At 75.9% G+C, this 17,622-nt stretch carries 9 protein-coding genes; 6 read left to right on the forward strand and 3 right to left on the reverse strand.

Features of this window, described 5'->3' with window-relative positions; translation table 11 throughout:
* Nucleotides 1-187 precede the first annotated feature (187 nt).
* The 5 genes from QM782_RS06295 (at nt 188) to QM782_RS06315 (ending at nt 13,537) form a co-directional block, all read left to right on the forward strand.
* Nucleotides 188-2,674, forward strand: a complete 2,487-nt coding sequence (locus QM782_RS06295) for a putative baseplate assembly protein (RefSeq protein ID WP_415202058.1) — start codon at nt 188-190, stop codon at nt 2,672-2,674.
* A 691-nt stretch (nt 2,675-3,365) separates the two neighbouring features.
* Nucleotides 3,366-6,335, forward strand: coding sequence for a putative baseplate assembly protein (locus tag QM782_RS06300; protein ID WP_415202059.1), 2,970 nt, complete (start codon nt 3,366-3,368; stop codon nt 6,333-6,335).
* 706 nt (nt 6,336-7,041) lie between these two features.
* Complete coding sequence (locus QM782_RS06305) at nt 7,042-9,354, forward strand: hypothetical protein (RefSeq protein WP_415202060.1); 2,313 nt, start codon at nt 7,042-7,044, stop codon at nt 9,352-9,354.
* A 25-nt stretch (nt 9,355-9,379) separates the two neighbouring features.
* Nucleotides 9,380-12,832: a DUF6519 domain-containing protein gene (locus tag QM782_RS06310; RefSeq protein WP_415202061.1), complete on the forward strand. Its 3,453-nt coding sequence runs from the start codon at nt 9,380-9,382 to the stop codon at nt 12,830-12,832.
* Between the two features lie 33 nt (nt 12,833-12,865).
* Nucleotides 12,866-13,537, forward strand: coding sequence for a hypothetical protein (locus QM782_RS06315; RefSeq protein WP_415202062.1), 672 nt, complete (start codon nt 12,866-12,868; stop codon nt 13,535-13,537).
* Nucleotides 13,538-13,585: 48 nt separating this feature from the next.
* On the opposite strand, the gene QM782_RS06320 is transcribed toward QM782_RS06315, so the two are convergent.
* The 3 genes from QM782_RS06320 to QM782_RS06330 form a co-directional block, all read right to left on the reverse strand.
* Nucleotides 13,586-14,473, reverse strand: a complete 888-nt coding sequence (locus tag QM782_RS06320) for a plasmid replication/partition related protein (protein WP_415202063.1) — start codon at nt 14,471-14,473, stop codon at nt 13,586-13,588.
* A 202-nt stretch (nt 14,474-14,675) separates the two neighbouring features.
* The gene (locus tag QM782_RS06325) at nt 14,676-15,728 is read right to left on the reverse strand and encodes a virulence RhuM family protein (RefSeq protein ID WP_415202064.1); all 1,053 of its coding nucleotides are present in this window, start codon (nt 15,726-15,728) and stop codon (nt 14,676-14,678) included.
* Nucleotides 15,721-15,885 carry a hypothetical protein gene (locus QM782_RS06330; protein WP_415202065.1) on the reverse strand — a complete coding sequence of 55 codons (165 nt, stop codon included), beginning with the start codon at nt 15,883-15,885 and terminating at the stop codon, nt 15,721-15,723. Before QM782_RS06330 ends, QM782_RS06325 begins: the two co-directional genes overlap by 8 nt.
* A gap of 265 nt (nt 15,886-16,150) precedes the next feature.
* Between QM782_RS06330 and QM782_RS06335 the strand changes: the two genes are divergently transcribed.
* Entirely contained in the window at nt 16,151-17,620 is a 1,470-nt protein-coding gene (locus QM782_RS06335) for an efflux transporter outer membrane subunit (RefSeq protein ID WP_415202066.1), read from the forward strand.
* Nucleotides 17,621-17,622 lie beyond the last annotated feature (2 nt).

Here is a 17,622-nt window from a genome sequence, read left to right on the forward strand (position 1 = left end):
CATAACTCGCTACGTTCGCTACGCGAACTCCGCTCAGACAGATGCGATGAGTCAGTCATTGATGCGCGCGATGCTCGCGCGCCGCCCATGCCGCTGCGCTCCTCGGCGTGGGCACAGGAGCCCCGGGGAGCGGACATCCATCCGGGCCATCGCTTCGCTCGGCCCCGGATTGCAGTGGAGGTTCTGCATGAGCACGCACCAATACCTCTGCACGAACCCGCGCCGCATCGCGGCGGTGCGCGCCGCCGCGGCCGAGGCGCCGCCGCGCTGGTTCAACGGCATCGAGTACCTGGAGATCGTGCACGGCCAGCCGCGGCTGGTGCTGCACTTCGTGCACGACCTGGCCGACGCGCCGGCCGCGCCGCTGGCGGCCGCTAACGTGGAGATCCGCGGCGGCGTGCGCGTGCGCGACCCGCGCGTGCTGGGCGTGGCCGCCAGCGGGCGGCAGCTGGCCGTGGAGCTGGACGGCATCGGCGACTTCTCGCGCTACGAACTGCGGCTCGTGGCCTCGGCCGGCGCCGACGCGCCGCCGGACGGCATCGACCCCGCGCTCGCGCAGATCGCGTTCGGCTTCAAGGTGGACTGCCCGAGCGACCTCGACTGCCGCAGCGCGGCCGACTGCCCGCCCGAGGCGCAGGCCGCGCCCGACATCGACTACCTCGCGCGCGACTACGCGGGCTTTCGCCGCCTGGTGCTCGACCGGCTGTCGGTACTGATGCCCGACTGGCGCGAACGCAGCCCGGCCGACCTGCTGGTCACGCTGGCCGAGGCGCTGGCCTACCGCGCCGACGAGATCGCCTACTTCCAGGACGCCGTGGCGACCGAGGCCTACCTCGGCACGGCGCGCCAGCGCATCTCGGTGCGGCGCCACGCGCGGCTGCTGGACTACCCGGTGCACGAAGGCTGCAACGCGCGCGCCTGGGTCGCCTTCGACATCGACCCGGCGGCCGACGGCCAGCGGCTGGACGCCTGCGACACCGCCACCGGCCTGGACGGCACGCTGCTGCTGACGCGCGCCGCCGGCGTGGACACGCGGCTCGCCTCGCGCGAGCAGGCCCGCGCGCTGGTGGCCGCCGCCGGCGCGCAGCCGTTCGAGTTGCTGTCGCCGCTGCTGCTGTACAGCGCCCACAACACGCTGCGCCTGTACACCTGGAGCGACGAGGCCTGCTGCCTGCCGCGCGGCGCCACGCGCGCCTTCCTGCGCGACGACGAGGCGCGGCGGCTGCGCCTGCGCCCGGGCGACCTGCTGCTGCTGGAGTCGCGCGCCGGCAGCACCACCGGCCTGGCGCAGGACGCCGACCCGCGCCAGCGCGCCGTGGTGCGGCTCACGCACGTGGACCCCGCGGCCGACGCGCAGCGCGCGCCGTCGCCGCTGCCGCGGCGCGACCCGGTCACGCAGGCGGCCATCGTCGAGGTCGCGTGGGCGGCCGAGGACGCGCTGCCGTTCGACCTGTGCCTGTCCAAGGTCATCGACGGCACGCTGGTGCAGGACATGGCCGGCGGCTGCGCCAACGTCGCGCTGGCCGACCACGGCCTGAGCCCGGCGCGCCCGCAGGCGCTGGTGGCCGTGCCCGGCGGCCGCGTGCCGCGCTACCGCCCGGCCGAAGGCAGCGTGCTGCCGCCCACGCGCCAGGGCCTGGTGCGCGATGCGGCCGGGCGGCCCGCGCTGGTCGACGAAACCCTGCCCGCCGCGGCCGCGCTCGCGCGCGACCTGGCCGACGTGCGCGAGGCGCTGCAGCTCACCAGCGACGGCGACGGCCGCGCGTGGAGCGTGCAGCGCGACCTGCTGGGCAGCGGCGCGCAGGCGGCCGACTGCGTGGTGGAGACGCAGAACGACGGCCAGGTGCTGCTGCGCTTCGGCGACGGCGTGAACGGCCGGCGGCCGGGCGCGGCGCAGGCCCTGTCGCTGCGCCTGCGCGAGGGCAGCGGCAGCGCCGGCAACGTGGGCGCCGACGCGATCGCCCACGTGCTGTGCGGCTTCGACGGCATCGTGCGCGTGCGCAACCCGCTGCCGGCCACGGGCGGCACCGATCCGCTGCCGCTGGCGCGCGCGCGCATGGACGCGCCGCAGGCCTTCCGCCGGCAGGAGCGCGCGGTCACGGCCGAGGACTACGCCGAGGTGGCGATGCGCGACGCGCGCGTGCAGCGCGCCGTGGCCACGCGGCGCTGGACCGGCAGCTGGCACACCATGTTCATCACCGTGGACCGCCGCGGCGGCGCCGGCGTGGACGCCGCGTTCGGGGCCGGCATCGCGGCCTTCATCGACCGCTTCCGGCTGGCCGGCCACGACGTGGAGATCGACGCGCCGGCCTACGTGGCGCTGGACCTGGCGCTGCACGTGTGCACGCGGCCGGGCCACTTCCCGGCCGACGTGCGGCGCCGGCTGCTGCAGGCCTTCGGCACGGGCCCGGGCGGCTTCTTCCACCCGGACCGCTTCAGCTTCGGCGAGCCGGTCCTGCTGAGCGCGGTGGTCGCCGCGGCGATGGCGGTGCCGGGCGTGTCGCACGTGGAGCCGCTGCGCTTCGCGCGGCTGGGCCGCGCCCCGGCCGGCGAGATCGAGGCCGGCCGCATCGCGATGGCGCGGCTGGAGATCGCGCGCCTGGACAACGACCCGAACGCGCCGGAGAACGGAAAGATCCGTTTCGAGGTGCACGCCCCCGGAGAAATGGCATGAGCAACGGCACCACGCCCCCCCTCCCAGGCCGAGCGCAGCGAAGGCAACCCAAGGCCGAGCGCAGCGATGGCCCGAGTGGCTGTTCCCCCTGTGCCTGCGCCGAGCAGCGCAGCCGCCAGCGGGAAAAGGGCCGTGCATGTCTGAGCCCGAAGGGCGAGTTTGCACGGACCCCGCTGGCGGCGAGCAGCGCAGGTTGCCCGGAGCGCCGCAGGCGTGCAGGGTCGCAGGCACCGGGGTCGCCTTCTTTTGCTTCCTTTTCTTGGCGAGACAAGAAAAGGAAGTCGCCCGCGGGGGCGAAATCCCCGCCTGCGGCAGCTGAATTTCCATCTGTACGTGCCACGCACAGGGGCCGGGATGTGCGCCCGGCGGCGCAGTCACTTTCTCTTGTCTCGCCAAGAGAAAGTAACCAAAGAGAAGGCGACCCCAGTGCCCACGACCCTCCGCTTCGCTCCGGGCAACCTGCGGTGCTCGCGGCATGGGCGCATCGCATAACTCGCTGCGTTCGCTACGCGAACTCCGCTCAGACAGATGCGATGAGTCAGTCATTGAAGCGCGCGATGCTCGCGCGCCGCCCATGCCGCTGCGCTCCTCGGCGTGGGCACAGGGGCCCCGAAGCCATTCGGGCCATCGCTGCGCTCGGCCCCTGTTTGCCGTCGCTTCGCCCGGCCCCGGATTGCACTGGAGGCCTGCCATGAACGACGACATCCTGGATGGCTGCCACTGCTGCGAGGGCCAGGCGGGGCGCGCGGCGGCCTACAACGACCCCGGCCTGCCAGCGATCGCCTGGCGCATCGACACGCAGCCCGGCTTCTACCAGCGCATGCTGGCCGACCTGCCGCTGTGGCGCGCCCCCGGCCTCGGCGCCGACGCCCCGCGCCCGCTGGCCGCGCTGACCACGCGCGAGCGCAGCGACCCCGCGGTCGCGCTGGTCGACGCCGCCGCCTGCGTCGCCGACGTGCTGGGCTTCTACCACGAGCGCATCGCCAACGAGGGCTTCCTGCGCACCGCGACCGAGCGCCGCTCGGTGCTGGAGCTGGCGCGCGCCGTCGGCTACGAGCTGCGGCCCGGCGTGGCCGCGGCCGTGCACCTGGTGTTCACGGTCGAGGACGCGCCGGGCGCGCCCGGCGTCTGCACCATCGCGGCCGGCAGCCCGGTGCAGAGCGTGCCGCCGCAGGACAAGCTGCCCCAGGTGTTCGAGACCGCCGAGGAACTGCTGGCCCGCGCCGAATGGAACGCGCTGCGCCCGCGCCTCACGCGCCCGGCCGACATGGCGCTGCTGGACGTGGCCGGCGGCGCGCGCCGCCTGGCGCTGCTGCTGCCGCCGGACAGCCTGCCGCCCGCCACCGCCGGCCTGCACCCGGGCCTGGCCAGCGGCGACCTGTTCCGGCTGGACCCGGGCCTGCCGGTGGAGGCCACGGTCGATGCGCTGGAAGTGGCGCGCGTGGTGCTGGGCCCGGACGCCGGCACCATCCAGGCCGGCGAGCTGCTGCTGTTCGTCGGCAAGAACGGCAGCGCGCTGCGCCACCTGGTGCTGCGCGCGCGCGAGGTGGAGGAAGAGGCCGCGCGCCAGCGCGTGCGCATCGAGCTGGAGCCGCTGCCCGATCCGGTGGCGCCGGCCTCGCCGCCCCGCTGGCACTGGCAGGTGCCGTTCGCGGCCGCCGCGTTCGGCAGCTTCGGGCAGGCGCAGGTCCGGCCGCTGTCGTTCACGAGCAGCAACATCGCCACCACCGTGGGCGCGCAGGCCTGGCAGGAGAACGAGCTGCAGGCCATGGTCGCGATCCAGGGCTGGAGCAGCCTGCAGCTGGTGCAGGCGGTCACGGCCAGCTTCCGGCCGCCGGCGCAGCCGGTCGCGCCCGAGGCCGGCGCGTTCAGCTTCGACGCGCGGCTGGGCTTCTTCGGCCACAACGCGCCCAAGTGGGCCGCGCTGCCGCGCAGCAACCTGCGCGGCGATCCGTATCCGCAGGGCTGGGACCAAGGCGACGGCGCCACCACCGACCCGGTGAACCCGGGCCTGGCGGCCGCGCGCAGCATCTGGGAGGACTCGCAGGGCGGCGACCACATCGGCAGCACGCAGCACCCGCCCTGCCATGCGCTGCTGGAGCGGCCGGTGCCGCGGCTCGCGCCCGGCAGCTGGATGGTGTTCGATGCGCCCAGCGTGGCCGCGACCCCCTACGCGCTGTTCGACGCGCGCGAGACCGCGCGCGCGGACTACGGCCTGTCCGGCCGCGCGATGGCGCTGCGGCTGGCCGGCGGCAACGGCGCGCCGCTGAACGGCACGCCGGGGGAGGACTTCAAGTTCCGCGACACCACGGCCCACGTGGCCAGCCGGCGCCGGCCGCTGGCCGAGCTGCCGATCGACGCGCCGGTGGCCGCCGGCAGCCGGCGCATCGAGCTGTCCACCATGGTGCTGGGCCTGCAGCGCGGCCGGCCGCTGGCCTTCGCCGGCCCGCGCAGCGACATCGCCGGCGTGGACGCGGCCGAGATCGCCTGGATCGACGACGTGGTGCACGCCAACGGCCGCAGCGTGCTGGTGCTGCAGGACGCGCTGCGCTTCGGCTACGTGCGCGAGGGCCTGCGCATTCATGCCAACGTGGTCGCGGCCACGCACGGCGAGAGCGTGCAGGAGGTGCTGGGCCACGGCGACGCGGCCCTGGCCTTCCAGCGCTTCACGCTGCGCCGGCCGCCGACCACGCACCTGTCGGCGGCCAGCGCCAGCGGCGTGCAGAGCACGCTCGCGCTGCGCGTGAACGGCCTGCTCTGGCAGGAACGGCCCTCGCTGTACGGCGCCGGGCCCGACGAGCACGTCTACGCCACGCGCATCGACGACGACGCGCGCATGACGCTCCTGTTCGGCGACGGCCGCCAGGGCGCGCGGCTGCCGACCGGCCAGATGAACGTGCTGGCGCGCTACCGCACCGGCATCGGCCCGGACGGCGAGGTCGCGGCCGGCACGCTGACCATGCCGCGCGCGCTGCCGCTGGGCCTGCGCGGCGTGACCAACCCGCTGCCGGCCAGCGGCGCGCAGGGGCCCGAGCGGCTGGAGGACGCGCGCCGCAACGCGCCGCTGGCGCTGCTGGCCTTCGAGCGCGTGGTCTCGCTGTCGGACTACCAGGACTTCGCGCGCGCGTTCCCCGGCATCGGCAAGGCGCGAGCGGACCTGGCCGCGGCCGGCGGCGGCACGCGCGTGCTGGTGTCGGTGATGGGCGCGACCGGCGGCGCGCCGGGCGATCAGGTCATGGCCAACCTGCGCGCGGCCATCGCCGGCCTGTCCGACCCCTCGCAGCCCTTCGTGCTGCAGGCCGCGGCGCTGCGCTATTTCCGCTGCGCGGCGCGGGTGCAGGTCGACGCGCAGTACGAGGCCGGCGCCGTGCTGGCCGGCGCGCAGGCGCGGCTGCAGCAGGCCTTCGGCTTCGACGCGCGCGAACTGGCCGAGCCGGTGACGGCCGCCGCCCTGCTGGCGCTGCTGCACCAGGTGCCGGGCGTGGTGGCGGTGGACCTGGAGCGGCTGCAGCCGTACGGCGAGGCCGCCGTGGCCGACGCGGTGCAGCAGGTGCTGCCGGCCTTCGGCGCCCGCTGGGACGCAGCGGCCCACGCCATGCAGTCCGCCGAGTTGCTGCTGCTGAACCCGGCCGCCCTGGAACTGACGGAGGCCACGCTATGAATGCCCCCGCCGCCCCCCTCCCAGGCCAAGCGCAGCGAAGGCAACCCAAGGCCGAGCGCAGCGATGGCCCGAGTGGCTGTTCCCCCTGTGCCTGCGCCGAGCAGCGCAGCCGCCAGCGGGAAAAGGGCCGTGCATGTCTGAGCCCGAAGGGCGAGTTTGCACGGACCCCGCTGGCGGCGAGCAGCGCAGGTTGCCCGGAGCGCCGCAGGCGCGCAGGGTCGCAGGTACCGGGGGCGCCTTCTTTTGCTTCCTTTTCTTGGCGAGACAAGAAAAGGAAGTCGCCCGCGGGGGCGAAATCCCCGCCTGCGGCAGCTGAATTTCCATCTGTGCGTGCCACGCACAGGGGCCGGGATGTGCGCCCGGCGGCGCAGTCACTTTCTCTTGTCTCGCCAAGAGAAAGTAACCAAAGAGAAGGCGACCCCAGTGCCCACGACCCTGCGCGCCTGCGGCGCTCCGGGCAACCTGCGGTGCTCGCGGCATGGGCGCATCGCATAACTCGCTACGTTCGCTGCGCGAACTCCGCTCAGACAGATGCGATGAGTCAGTTCACGAAGCGCGCGATGCTCGCGCGCCGCCCATGCCGCTGCGCTCCTCGGCGTGGGCACAGGGGCCCCGGCCGGCGGACACCCATCCGGGCCGTCGCTGCGCTCGGCCTGCGATCCGGGCCATCGCAAAGCTCGGCCCTTGTTGTCGCTGGAGGTCCGCCATGAGCCTGCTCACCCCCGAACGCCTGTACCAGCTGCTGCCCGCCATCCACCGCCAGCGCGACGCCGAGCAGGGCCTGCCGCTGCGCGCGCTGCTGGCCGTGGTCGAGGAGGAGCTCGAAGCGCTCGAACAGGAGGCCGCGCGGCTGTACGACAACTGGTTCATCGAGACCTGCGACGAATGGACCGTGCCCTACATCGGCGACCTGGTGGGCGCGCGGCCGATCCGGCCCGTGCCCTCGGCCGGCGTCAGCACCCGCGGCTGGGTCGCCAACACGCTGGCCTACCGGCGCCGCAAAGGCACGGCGCTGGTGCTCGAACAGCTCGCGCGCGACGTGACCGGCTGGCCCGCCGCGGCCGTGGAGTTCTTCCAGCGCCTGGCCACCACGCAGCACATGAACCACGTGCGCGGCGCGCCGATGGCCACCGCCTCGGTGCGCGACGCCGCGCGGGCCGAGCTGGCGCAGGCCTCGGCCGGCGCGTTCGACCCCTTCGCCCACCTGCTGGAGGTGCGCAACGCCGACACGCGGGCCGGGCGCTTCGACATCCCGAACGTCGGCCTCTTCCTGTGGCGCCTGCAGGCGCAGCCGCTGGGCCAGGGCAGCCCGGGCGACGCGCAGGCCGACTTCGTCAGCGCGCGCCGCAGCCCCGAGGGCTTCTGGCACGTGCACCCGGCCGGCGTGGACGCGCCGCTGTTCAACGTGCCGCGCACCGAGGCCGGCGGCAGCGTGACCGCCGCCGCGCGCGAGGAGAACGCCAGCGCGCCGCTGCGCCCGCTGGCCCTGCACGCCGAGCTGGAGCGGCTGCGCGCCGGCATCGCCGCGCCGGCGCCGGTGTTCATGACGGCGCGCGACCCGGTGCTGCGCGTGTTCGCGCAGCTGGCCGGCGAGGCGCTGCCGGTGGAGATCCCGCGCGAGGACCTGTGCATCTGCGAGATCCCCGACACCGTGGAGCTGGCCGTGCCCACGCCGCGCGTGGCCGCGCTGGACCTGCGCCGCGGGCGCATCGGCTTTCCGGCCGCGCTCGACGTGGAGCGCGTGTGGGTGCATGCCGCGCACGGCAGCGCGGCCGACCTCGGCGGCGGCCCCTACGACCGCGGCGACGCGCTGCGCGCCGCGAGCCGCCGGCTGTCCGCCGGCGCGGCCACCGAGGACGCGGCGGGCGGCTTCTTCGACCCCGGCGTCTGGCAGGCCGGCGTCACCCACCTGCTGCCCGACGACGGCAGCGGCACGCTGTTCCCGACGCTGCGCGCGGCCGTGCAGGCCTGGAACGCGCTGCCGCCCGGCCGCACCGGCGTGATCGTGCTGATGGACAGCCTGACCGAGACCAACGCCGCGCCGCTGGCGATCGAGATCGGCGCCGGCACGCAGCTGCTGGTCGTCGCCGGGCAGTGGCCGCTGCAGCCGATCCCGGGCGCGCCGCCGGGCAGCGTGGCGCGCCGGCCCGGCCGCTTCGAGGCGCGCCAGGTGCGCGCGCACTGGCAGGGCCGGCTGCAGGTGCGGGGCACGGCCGCGGCCGACGCGCCCGACGCCGGCGCGCTGTTCCTGCACGGCCTGCTGCTGCAGGGGCCGCTGGAGATCGCCGGGCCGCTCGGCGCGGTGGAGCTGGCGCACTGCACGCTGCCGCCCGGCGCGGCGCGGCAGCTGACCGTCGGCGCCGACAGCCCGCGGCTGGCGCTGCGCGTGCTGCACAGCCTGGTCGCGCCGATCGCCGTGGCCGGCCCCGTCGCCGGCGTGGCCGTGGCGGACAGCATCGTCGGCCTGCCCGACCCCGCCCTGCCCGGCGCGCCGGCGCTGCACGCGCCGCAGGCGCCGCTGGACCTCGCGCGCGCGACCTTCCTCGGCGAAGTGCACGGCCTCGCGCTGTCGGCCAGCGACTGCATCTTCGACGCACCGGCCACGGCCGCGCGGCGCCAGAGCGGCTGCGTGCGCTTTTGCCACGTGCCGCCCGGCTCCGCCGTGCCGCGGCGCTACCGCTGCCAGCCGCAGCTGGAGACCGAGACGCGCCTGGCCGCGCTGCGCGCCGCGGCGCAGGCCGCCGGCCGGCCCGCGCCCACGCCGGCCGAGAAGGCCACGCTGCGCGCCGAGGTCGAGGCCACGGTGCGCCCGCTGTTCGTCTCGCGCCGCTACGGCGACCCGGCGCTGGGCCAGCTGGAGCCGCGCTGCGCGGTGCAGATCCGCACCGGCGCGGAGAGCGGCGCCGAGATGGGCGCCCACGAGCACCTGCGCCAGCCGCAGCGCGCGGCCAACCTGCGCGAGGCCCTGGACGAGTACCTGCGCCTGGGCCTGGTCGCAGGCATCCACCAGGCGAATTGACCAGACCAGGAAGGAAGGAGCGACCATGCAAGGCGACCTCTCCCGCGAGACCTTCGACCCGCGCGCGCACCACACCGCCGTGCGCCTGCAGCAGGGCCGCGTGCTGACCGATGCGGACTTCAACGAACAGGGCGAGCTCACGCGCCACCGCCACGAGCGGCTGGCCGAGCAGGTGATCGGCCCCGCCGGCGGGCCGGCCGAGGGCGCCGGCTTCGCGCTCGCGGGCGGCATGCGCGCGCTGGCCGTGCACGCGCAGGACGCGGGCAGCGTCTGGATCGCCGGCGAGGACGGCGTGCTGCTGGCCAGCGGCGACGGCGGCGCCAGCTGGACCCTGGCCGCCACCGGCACCACGCGCCACCTGCGCGCCGTCGCGCGCGCGGGCGCCACCGGCTGGGCCGTGGGCGACGGCGGCACGCTGCTGCACACCGGCGACGCCGGCGCCAGCTGGACCGCGCAGGACGGCGGCCTGCTGGCCACGCTGCGCGGCGTGGCCGCGTTCGACGCCCAGAGCGCCTGGGCCGTGGGCGACGGCGGCCTGGTGCTGCGCACCACCGACGGCGGCGCCAGCTGGACGCGCCACGCCGCCGGCGTGGCGCGCCTGCACGCCGTGGCCTTCACCAGCGCGCAGGACGGCCTGGCCGTGGGCCAGGGCGGCGCGGTCGTGCGCAGCAGCGACGGCGGCCAGAGCTGGACGCGCATCGACGCCGGCACCACGGCCACCCTGCGCGCCGTGGTGCTGGACGGCGCGCGCGCCTGGGCGGCCGGCGACGGCGGCACGCTGCTGGCCAGCAGCGACGGCGGCGCCAACTGGAGCCCCGCGGCCAGCGGCAGCACGGCCCGGCTGCGCGCGCTGCGCTTTCGCGACGCCGGCAGCGGCTGGGCCGCCGGCGACGGCGGCACGCTGCTGGCCACGGCGGACGGCGGCGCCAGCTGGACCGACCAGTCCCTGCCCGGCGGCCCGGCGCTGGCCGGCCTGTCGGTGGCCGGCGCGGCGGACGCCTGGCTGGTCGGCGGCGACAGCGCCTGGCGCGTGGCCGCGGCCGGCGCCGGCGCGGCGGCGGCGCTGCCGGCCGCCAGCCTCCTGATCGGCGCGGGGGGCTACTACGTGCAGGGCCAGCACTGCGTCTGGGAAGAAGACGGCTCGCTGGCCAACCAGCCCGACGGCGGCGTGGCCGAGCGCCTGCCGCCCGGCCAGCACCTGGTCTACCTGCACGCCTGGCAGCGCCACATCGGCGCGCTGGAGCACCCGGCGCTCCGCGAGGTGGCGCTGGGCGGACCCGACACGGCCACGCGCACGCGGCAGATCGCCCAGGTGCGCACGCTGGCGCTGCCGCCGGGCGCATCGCCGGCCGGCGGCACGCCCTGGCACTGCGGCGCGGCGGTGGACGGCTGGGACGCGCTGACCGCGCCGCCCGGCGCGCGCCTGGCCGCGCGCGCCGAGCCGCAGCTGGCCGCCACCGGCGTGTGCGACATCGCCGCCAGCGCCGGCTACCGCCGGCTGGAGAACCAGCTCTACCGCGTGGAGATCCACGGCGTGGACGCCAGCACCGGCGCGGCCACCTTCAAGTGGTCGCGCGAGAACGGCTCGGTGGCCTACGCCGTGCAGTCCGTGGCCATCGACGCCGTGGCCGGCCGCACCACGGTGCGGCTGGCCGCGCGCGGCCGCGACGCGCTGCTGGACCTCGCGCTGCACGACCGCGTGGAGCTGGTGGACAACGCGGCCGCGCTGCAGCGGCGCGCCGGCCAGCTGTTCGAGTACCTGAACGACGGCGACGACGCGCTGGAGCTGGTGCTGGCCGGCGTGCCCGGCGGCCCGCTGGGGCAGGACGCATCCCTCCATCCGCTGCTGCGGCGCTGGGACCACCGGCCCGCGGCCGCGGGCCAGCACGCGCTGGACGTGGTGGAGGGCGCCTGGATCGCGCTGGAGGACGGCGTGCAGGTGCGCTTCGCGCCGGGCGGGCGCTACCGCCCGGGCGACTACTGGCAGATCCCGGCGCGCACGGCCACGGCCGACGTGGAATGGCCGCTCGACGAGGACGGCGCGCCGCAGGACCGCCCGCCGGCCGGCGTGCAGGACGGCTGGGCGCGGCTGGGCATCGTGACCGTGGACGCGAACGGCTTCGTCGCCGCCGTGGAGGACTGCCGCACGCCGTTCCCGCCGCTGACCCGGCTCACGCAACTGCTCTACGGGGGCGGCGACGGCCAGCAGGCCACGCCCGGCGCCGCGCTGGCCGAGCCGCTGCGCGTGCGCGTGGTGCGCGGCGCGCTGCCGGTGGCCGGCAGCCGCGTGCGCTTCACGCTCGAAGCCGGCGGCGGCACCGTCGGCACGCCCGGCGCCGGCGTGGCCGAGATGTTGACCGACGGCGACGGCCTCGCGCAGTGCCCCTGGCGGCTCGGCGCCGCCGGCGCGCAGCGCGTGCGCGCGCAGCGGCTGGACAGCGGCGGCACGCCGGTCGCCGGGCAGGCGCTGGTGTTCGCGGCGCTGGCCCAGGCGCCGGCGCAGGGCGGCGGCGCGCGCGGCTGCGAGATCACCGTCGGCGAGGGCGGCGACGTCCCGGCGCTGGACAGCGCGCTGCTGGCCAAGCTGCTGGAGGGCGGCGCGGGCCGGCTGTGCCTGTGCTTCCTGCCCGGCACGCACCAGTTGCCCGGCGGGCTGCAGCTGGACGCCGCCAACGCGGGCGTGCCGCAGCGCCTGTCGCTGCACGGCTGCGGGCCCACGGCCACGCTCGAATCCGACGGGCCCATCGTGCTGTCCGGCCTGGCCGCGCTGGAACTGCGCGACCTGCAGATCGCGCTGACCGAGCGCACCGGCATCGTGAGCGCCACCAACAACGCCCAGGTCGACATCGACCGCGTGTCGATCACGGGGCGCGACGACCTGATGCCGGCCTTCCTGACCGTCAGCACCAGCACCGCCGTGCGCGTGCGCCACTGCGTGCTGCCGGGCGGCCGGCGCACCTCGGCCGTGTTCGAGAAGATCGAGCGGCTGTGCAGCGTGGAGCACTGCCAGTTCGCCGGCACGGTGGCGTTCTACGGCCTGCCGGCCACGCCGGTGCCGCGCGACGAGCTGCTGCGCGCGCTGCAGCCCGGCGACTTCGCGCCCGGCACCGGCGCCGGCCAGCTGGTGTTCGCGCACAACCTGCTGGCGCGGCTGGCGATCGGCGAGGAGACCGCCAAGCTGCTGACGGCCGGCGCGCTGCGCGACGTGTTCCAGACCGTGGTGCTGCAGGGCAACACCTTCACGGCCGACCTGTCGGTCTGCGCCGGCCTGCTGCTGAACGCCACCGGCAACCACTTCACGGCCGAGAACCTGGCCGGCAGCAACACCTACGGCCTGATGGTGGCCAACCGCGCCGCGGCCAGCGGCAACGTCGGCGCCGTGTTCGGCGACCAGGCGACGCTGTGGTTCCTGACGCGCAAGGGCGAGTTCCGCGGCGCGGCCAACATGGTGTTCACGCTGCCGCAGTCGCTGGCATAGTCCGGCGGCCGTCCCGCCCGCCAGGAGCCCCGCATGCACGCACCCGCCCGCACCGTCCTCGCCATCGCCTGCTGCGCCTGCGCGCAGCAGGCCGCCGCCGCCATCGTCAGCGGCAGCTTCTCCGGCATCGCGCAGGACGCGCTGCTGTTCGGCGCCGGCCCCGCCGCGCCGGCCTTCGCCGGCGCGCCCGTGCAGGGCCGCTTCCGCGTGGACACCGCGCTGCTGGGACCGCAGACGCTCGAGGACCCGGACTACGCGAGCTACCGCCTGACCGGCGACGCGCTGCTGCTGGAGTTCACCCTGCTCGGCACGACCTACCGCTTCGGCGACCAGGGCCTGGCCTCGGCGGCCACGGTCTACACCGGCCAGGGCGGCCAGGCGGTGCTGTTCGGCGCCAACTTCCTGGACACCAGCTACCCCACCGCACTGCTGTGGATGGGCGGCGCCGTGCCGGCCGGCGCCGCCGGCCTGTACGTGGACGGGCTGGACCTGGCCACGCTGCACGCCGCGCCCCAGCCCGCGGACGAACTCCTGGTGATCGGCTTCCAGCTCGGCGCCGACACGGGCGCCACGCTGGCGCAGGCGACGCTGCGCTTCGACGCGCCGCCGGCCGAGGTGCCCGAGCCGGCCGGCTGGGCGCTGCTGGCGACCGGCTGGGCGCTGGCGGCCTGGCGCCGCGCGCGGCCCGTGCGCGGGGCGCGGTGACGGCCTGACCCGCGCCGCCCTGCGGGATGGCCGCGAGCGGCGCCCGCGCTAGAACGGCGCGTCGTCCTGCGGCGCGGCCGCGGCGGATTCCGCCGGCGCCGGGCCGCGCCTGTCCAGCAGGTTGAGCACCTGCTTGCGCAGCGCGGCGTTCTCGGCCTGCAGCCGCTTGTTCTCCTGCGTCAGCTCGGCCACGCGGCGGCGCAGGGCCTCGCGGTCGCCCTCGTCGGGCCCATCGGCGGCTTCGGTGGCGGCGTCGTCGTCACCCGCCGGCGCGCGGGCCGGCTTGCGCTTGGCCTCGCGCACGCGCTTGGCGGCCTGCCGGAGCTCGTCCTTGCCGGCGGCCGCGGCGGCGGCCTGCTCCTCGGCCGGCAGACTGGCCACGGCGGCGGCGGCGTTCAGCGAGATCTCGCCGGCCTTGACGGCGGCCACCACCTCGGGCGCGGCGCTCTGCTGGATCTTCTCGATCATCACCACCTGGTTGCTGCGCAGCCGCGCGGCGCGCGCCAGCGCCTCGCGGCTGTCCAGCGACTCGGCCGGCGGCAGCGGCGCCGGTGCGGCCGCCGCAGCCGCGTCCTCCTGCGCCGCCGCGGCGCCGGCCTGCGCCCGCGCGCGCCGCGCCGCGACGATCTCGCGCTTGCGCAGCGCCAGCACGCCGCGCTGGAAATCGGACACGCTGCGCCGGCCCAGGTGCTGGTCGATCATCCACAGGTGCACGTCCTCGATCGACGTGAAGCGCGTGTTCTGCACGGTCTGGAACGGCAGGCCGTGCTTGGTGCAGATCGCATGGCGGTTGTGGCCGTCGACCAGCACGTCGCCCCACAGCACCAGCGCGTCGCGGCAGCCCTCGGCCAGCAGGCTGCGCTCCAGCGCGGCGTACTCGTCCGCCGTCAGCGGATCGATGTAGGCCTTGAGTTCTTCGTTGACGACGATGTCCATGGGCAGCGGGCAAAAAGGCGCGGATTGTAGAAACGCGCGCCACGCCCTGCACACGGGGCATGGCCGCCTTTCAGGACGGCTCTTTCAGCCCCAAGGTCTCCGGACGCTGCAACACGCAGCCGTCCGGCTTGACGATGCCTGCAGGCCACGGGCCGGCGCGCAGCGTGTCTTCACCGGTGCGGAGGAAGCCGGAGCCCGTGCTTCATCCCCGCTTCTTGCCGGTTTTGCCGGGCCTGGGCAGCGCCTTGGCGGCATCCTCCAGCGCGCGCGCATGGGCCTCTGCACCTTCGGCCTCCAGCAAGGCCCGCCGCTGAGCGGCGAACTGCTCGTACTGGTTTTCGGCGTGGGCGTCGGCCTGCTTCTTGGAGATACGGCCTGCGCCGGTGAGCACATCGCGCTCGTTGAAGGCCAGGAAGGCATCGAGCCGTTCCACCCAGTCCTTCAGAAACACCTCCTTGCGTCGGCGCGCCTGATCCTCGGCGAAGTCCAGCCACATCGTGACGACGCGGTTGAGTTCGCTGATTTCCGACGCCAGCAGGTAATTCTTGGCAACCGTCACGTCGGCCTTCTGCACACTGCCGGACTTCCAGGTCGTCAGACCCATGTGGGGGCGGCGGCTGTCGCCGCGCTCGGCGATCAGTTCGGCGGCGGTCTTGCCGGTGACGGCGAAGTGCAGCTTGTTCTGGATGAAGCGGAAGAACCGGGTGGTTTCCGGCAGCGTGGGCGAGTAGTCCGCCGCCATCGAGAAAATCTCGCGCACCCGCAGGTACATCCGGCGCTCGCTGGCCCGGATGTCGCGGATGCGTTCGAGCAGCTCGTCGAAACGGTCGGGAACGGCGGAACCGGCGACGGGCGGGTTCTTCAGGCGCTCGTCGTCCAGCGAGAAGCCCTTGACCAGGTACTCCGCCAGGCGCTCCGTGGCCCAGCGGCGGAACTGCGTGCCGCGCGGCGAGCGCACCCGGTAGCCGACCGCCAGAATCGCCTCCAGGCTGTAGTAGGCCACCCGGTAGTTCTTGCCGTCAGAGGCAGTTGTCAACCATTGGTTGACAACTGCTTCGGGCCGCAGCTCCCCCTCGGCAAAGATCGCCTTCAGGTGCTTGGCGACGTTCTGCTTGCTGGTCTGGAACAGCTCGGCCATGCCCGCCTGCGGCAGCCACAGCGTATCGGCCACGAAGCGGCATTCGACGCGGGTGCGCCCGTCCTCGGTCTCGTAGAGCAGGAATTCGCCGGGCAGCGGTTGAATCGGGTCAGCCATGGGCCACCTCCGGCTTCACCACTTCCCTCGGCTTGCCGAAGCCAGCCACCAGCGCCTGGCCAAGCTTGAGCAGACTGAAGGCATCTCCGGCCCGACGCATCCCTCGCGGAGACGTCTCTTTTGGTGGCGCTGGAACGCTGCCTGCGGTGTGCGGCATGGGACGGCGAAGAAGTTGAAGCGCGCCATTTTCGCGGCCAGGACGGGGGACGCGCCCCGAACACGCCCTCTGCGCGGCTCCATCCGCCCGAGCGGCAACAAATGCCCTGCTGCCAACGTTGGCAGTGCCCTCTGGCGGTCAACCTTGCGTGATGTAATGCGCGCCACCCGTCCGCACCCTGCGGCCCGCCCGTCGGCGCGGTGCCGGGTGCGGGCCCCCGGCCGGGAACGCCCGCGGGCGCGGCCACCCCCTCCACACGCAGACGATGAACCGATTGCCCCTGACCGGCTGGCTGGCGCTGGCGCTGCTGTTGCCGGGCTGCAGCCTCACCCGGCCGCCCGCCCGCGCCGAGGCGCCGGTGCCGGCACAGTGGCTGGCGCCGCGGCCCCCGCCGCTGCCGCACGGCGGCGCCGTGCCGGCACTGGCCGCCTGGTGGCGCGATGCCGGCGATCCGCTGCTGGCCGAACTGGTCGAGGCGGCCCAGGCCGCCAGCCCGACGCTGGCCAGCGCGGCCGCGCGCATCGCCGAGGCGCGCGCCGCGCGCGTGCAGGCCGGCGCAGCCGGCCTGCCGGCGTTGGACGGCCAGCTGGCGCTGAGCCGCGGCAATGCGCTGTCCGGCGCGGCCGGCGGCGGCTCGGCCACGCTGCCCACGTTCACGACGGCCCAGGCCGGGCTGCAGGCGGGCTGGGAGCTGGACCTGTTCGGCGGCCTGGCGGCCGGCCGCGACGCGGCCGACGCGCGCCTGGCCGCCAGCCAGGCGCAGTGGCACGAGGCGCGCGTGGCGGTGGCGGCCGAGACGGCCAACGCGGTGTTCGCCGAGCGCGCCTGCCGCCGCCAACTGGCCGTGGCCGAGCAGGACGCCGGCTCGCGCCGCGACAGCGCGCGGCTGACCGAGCTCTCGGCGCGGGCCGGCTTCGCGGCGCCGGCGGACGCGGCGCTGGCGCGGGCCGGCGCGGCCGACGCCTCGGCCCGGCTGCGCCAGCAGCGCACGCAGTGCGCGCTGCAGCTGCAGGCCCTGGCCGCGCTGACCGCCTGGGACGCGCCGCGCCTGCAGGCCCGGCTGGCCGCCGCGGATGCGGAGGCGGAGGCGGCGCTGCCGGCCGCGCTGCAGCCCGTGGCCGCCGTGCCGGCGCAGGCGCTGGCGCAGCGGCCCGACGTCTACGCGGCCGAGCTGGCCGTGGCCGCGGCCAGCGCCGACGTGGGCGCGGCCGAGGCGCAGCGCTACCCGCGCCTGTCGCTGGCCGGCAGCATCACCGCCGCGCGCGTGCGCGGCGCCGGCGTCAGCGAAAGCCTGCAGACCTGGAGCATCGGCCCGCTGGCGCTGTCGCTGCCGCTGTTCGACGCCGGCCAGCGCGCGGCCGACGCCGAGGCCGCCCATGCGCGCTACGGCGAGGCCGCGGCGCAGTACCGTGCCCGCGTGCGCCAGGCCGTGCGCGAGGTCGAGGACGCGCTGCAGGGCCTGGACGGCACCGCCGCGCGCACCGGCGACGCCGACGAGGCCGTGCGCCAGTACCAGGCCTCGCTCGACGCCGTGCAGGCGCGCCGCGACGCCGGCCTGGCCAGCCAGTTCGAGCTGGAAGACGCGCGCCGCGCGCTGTTCGCGGCGCAGACCGCGCGCGTGGCGCTGCAGCGCGAGCGGGCCGAGGCCTTCGTCGCGCTGTACCGCGCGCTCGGCGGCGGCTGGCAACGGCCGGACGCTGCCGCCGCCGCGCTGCCCCCCTCCCCCGCCCCCTGACG

Source organism: Pseudorhodoferax sp. (genome assembly GCF_047601025.1).
In the GTDB taxonomy this organism is placed as follows: domain Bacteria; phylum Pseudomonadota; class Gammaproteobacteria; order Burkholderiales; family Burkholderiaceae_C; genus Pseudorhodoferax.

Bases quoted from the DNA above. Each gene is read 5' to 3' on its own strand.
- QM782_RS06295 (WP_415202058.1), top strand. From the start codon at position 188: ATGAGCACGCACCAATACCTCTGCACGAACCCGCGCCGCATCGCGGCG.
- QM782_RS06300 (WP_415202059.1), top strand. From the start codon at position 3,366: ATGAACGACGACATCCTGGATGGCTGCCACTGCTGCGAGGGCCAGGCG.
- QM782_RS06305 (WP_415202060.1), top strand. From the start codon at position 7,042: ATGAGCCTGCTCACCCCCGAACGCCTGTACCAGCTGCTGCCCGCCATC.
- QM782_RS06310 (WP_415202061.1), top strand. From the start codon at position 9,380: ATGCAAGGCGACCTCTCCCGCGAGACCTTCGACCCGCGCGCGCACCAC.
- QM782_RS06315 (WP_415202062.1), top strand. From the start codon at position 12,866: ATGCACGCACCCGCCCGCACCGTCCTCGCCATCGCCTGCTGCGCCTGC.
- QM782_RS06320 (WP_415202063.1), bottom strand. From the start codon at position 14,473: ATGGACATCGTCGTCAACGAAGAACTCAAGGCCTACATCGATCCGCTG.
- QM782_RS06325 (WP_415202064.1), bottom strand. From the start codon at position 15,728: ATGGCTGACCCGATTCAACCGCTGCCCGGCGAATTCCTGCTCTACGAG.
- QM782_RS06330 (WP_415202065.1), bottom strand. From the start codon at position 15,885: ATGCCGCACACCGCAGGCAGCGTTCCAGCGCCACCAAAAGAGACGTCT.
- QM782_RS06335 (WP_415202066.1), top strand. From the start codon at position 16,151: ATGAACCGATTGCCCCTGACCGGCTGGCTGGCGCTGGCGCTGCTGTTG.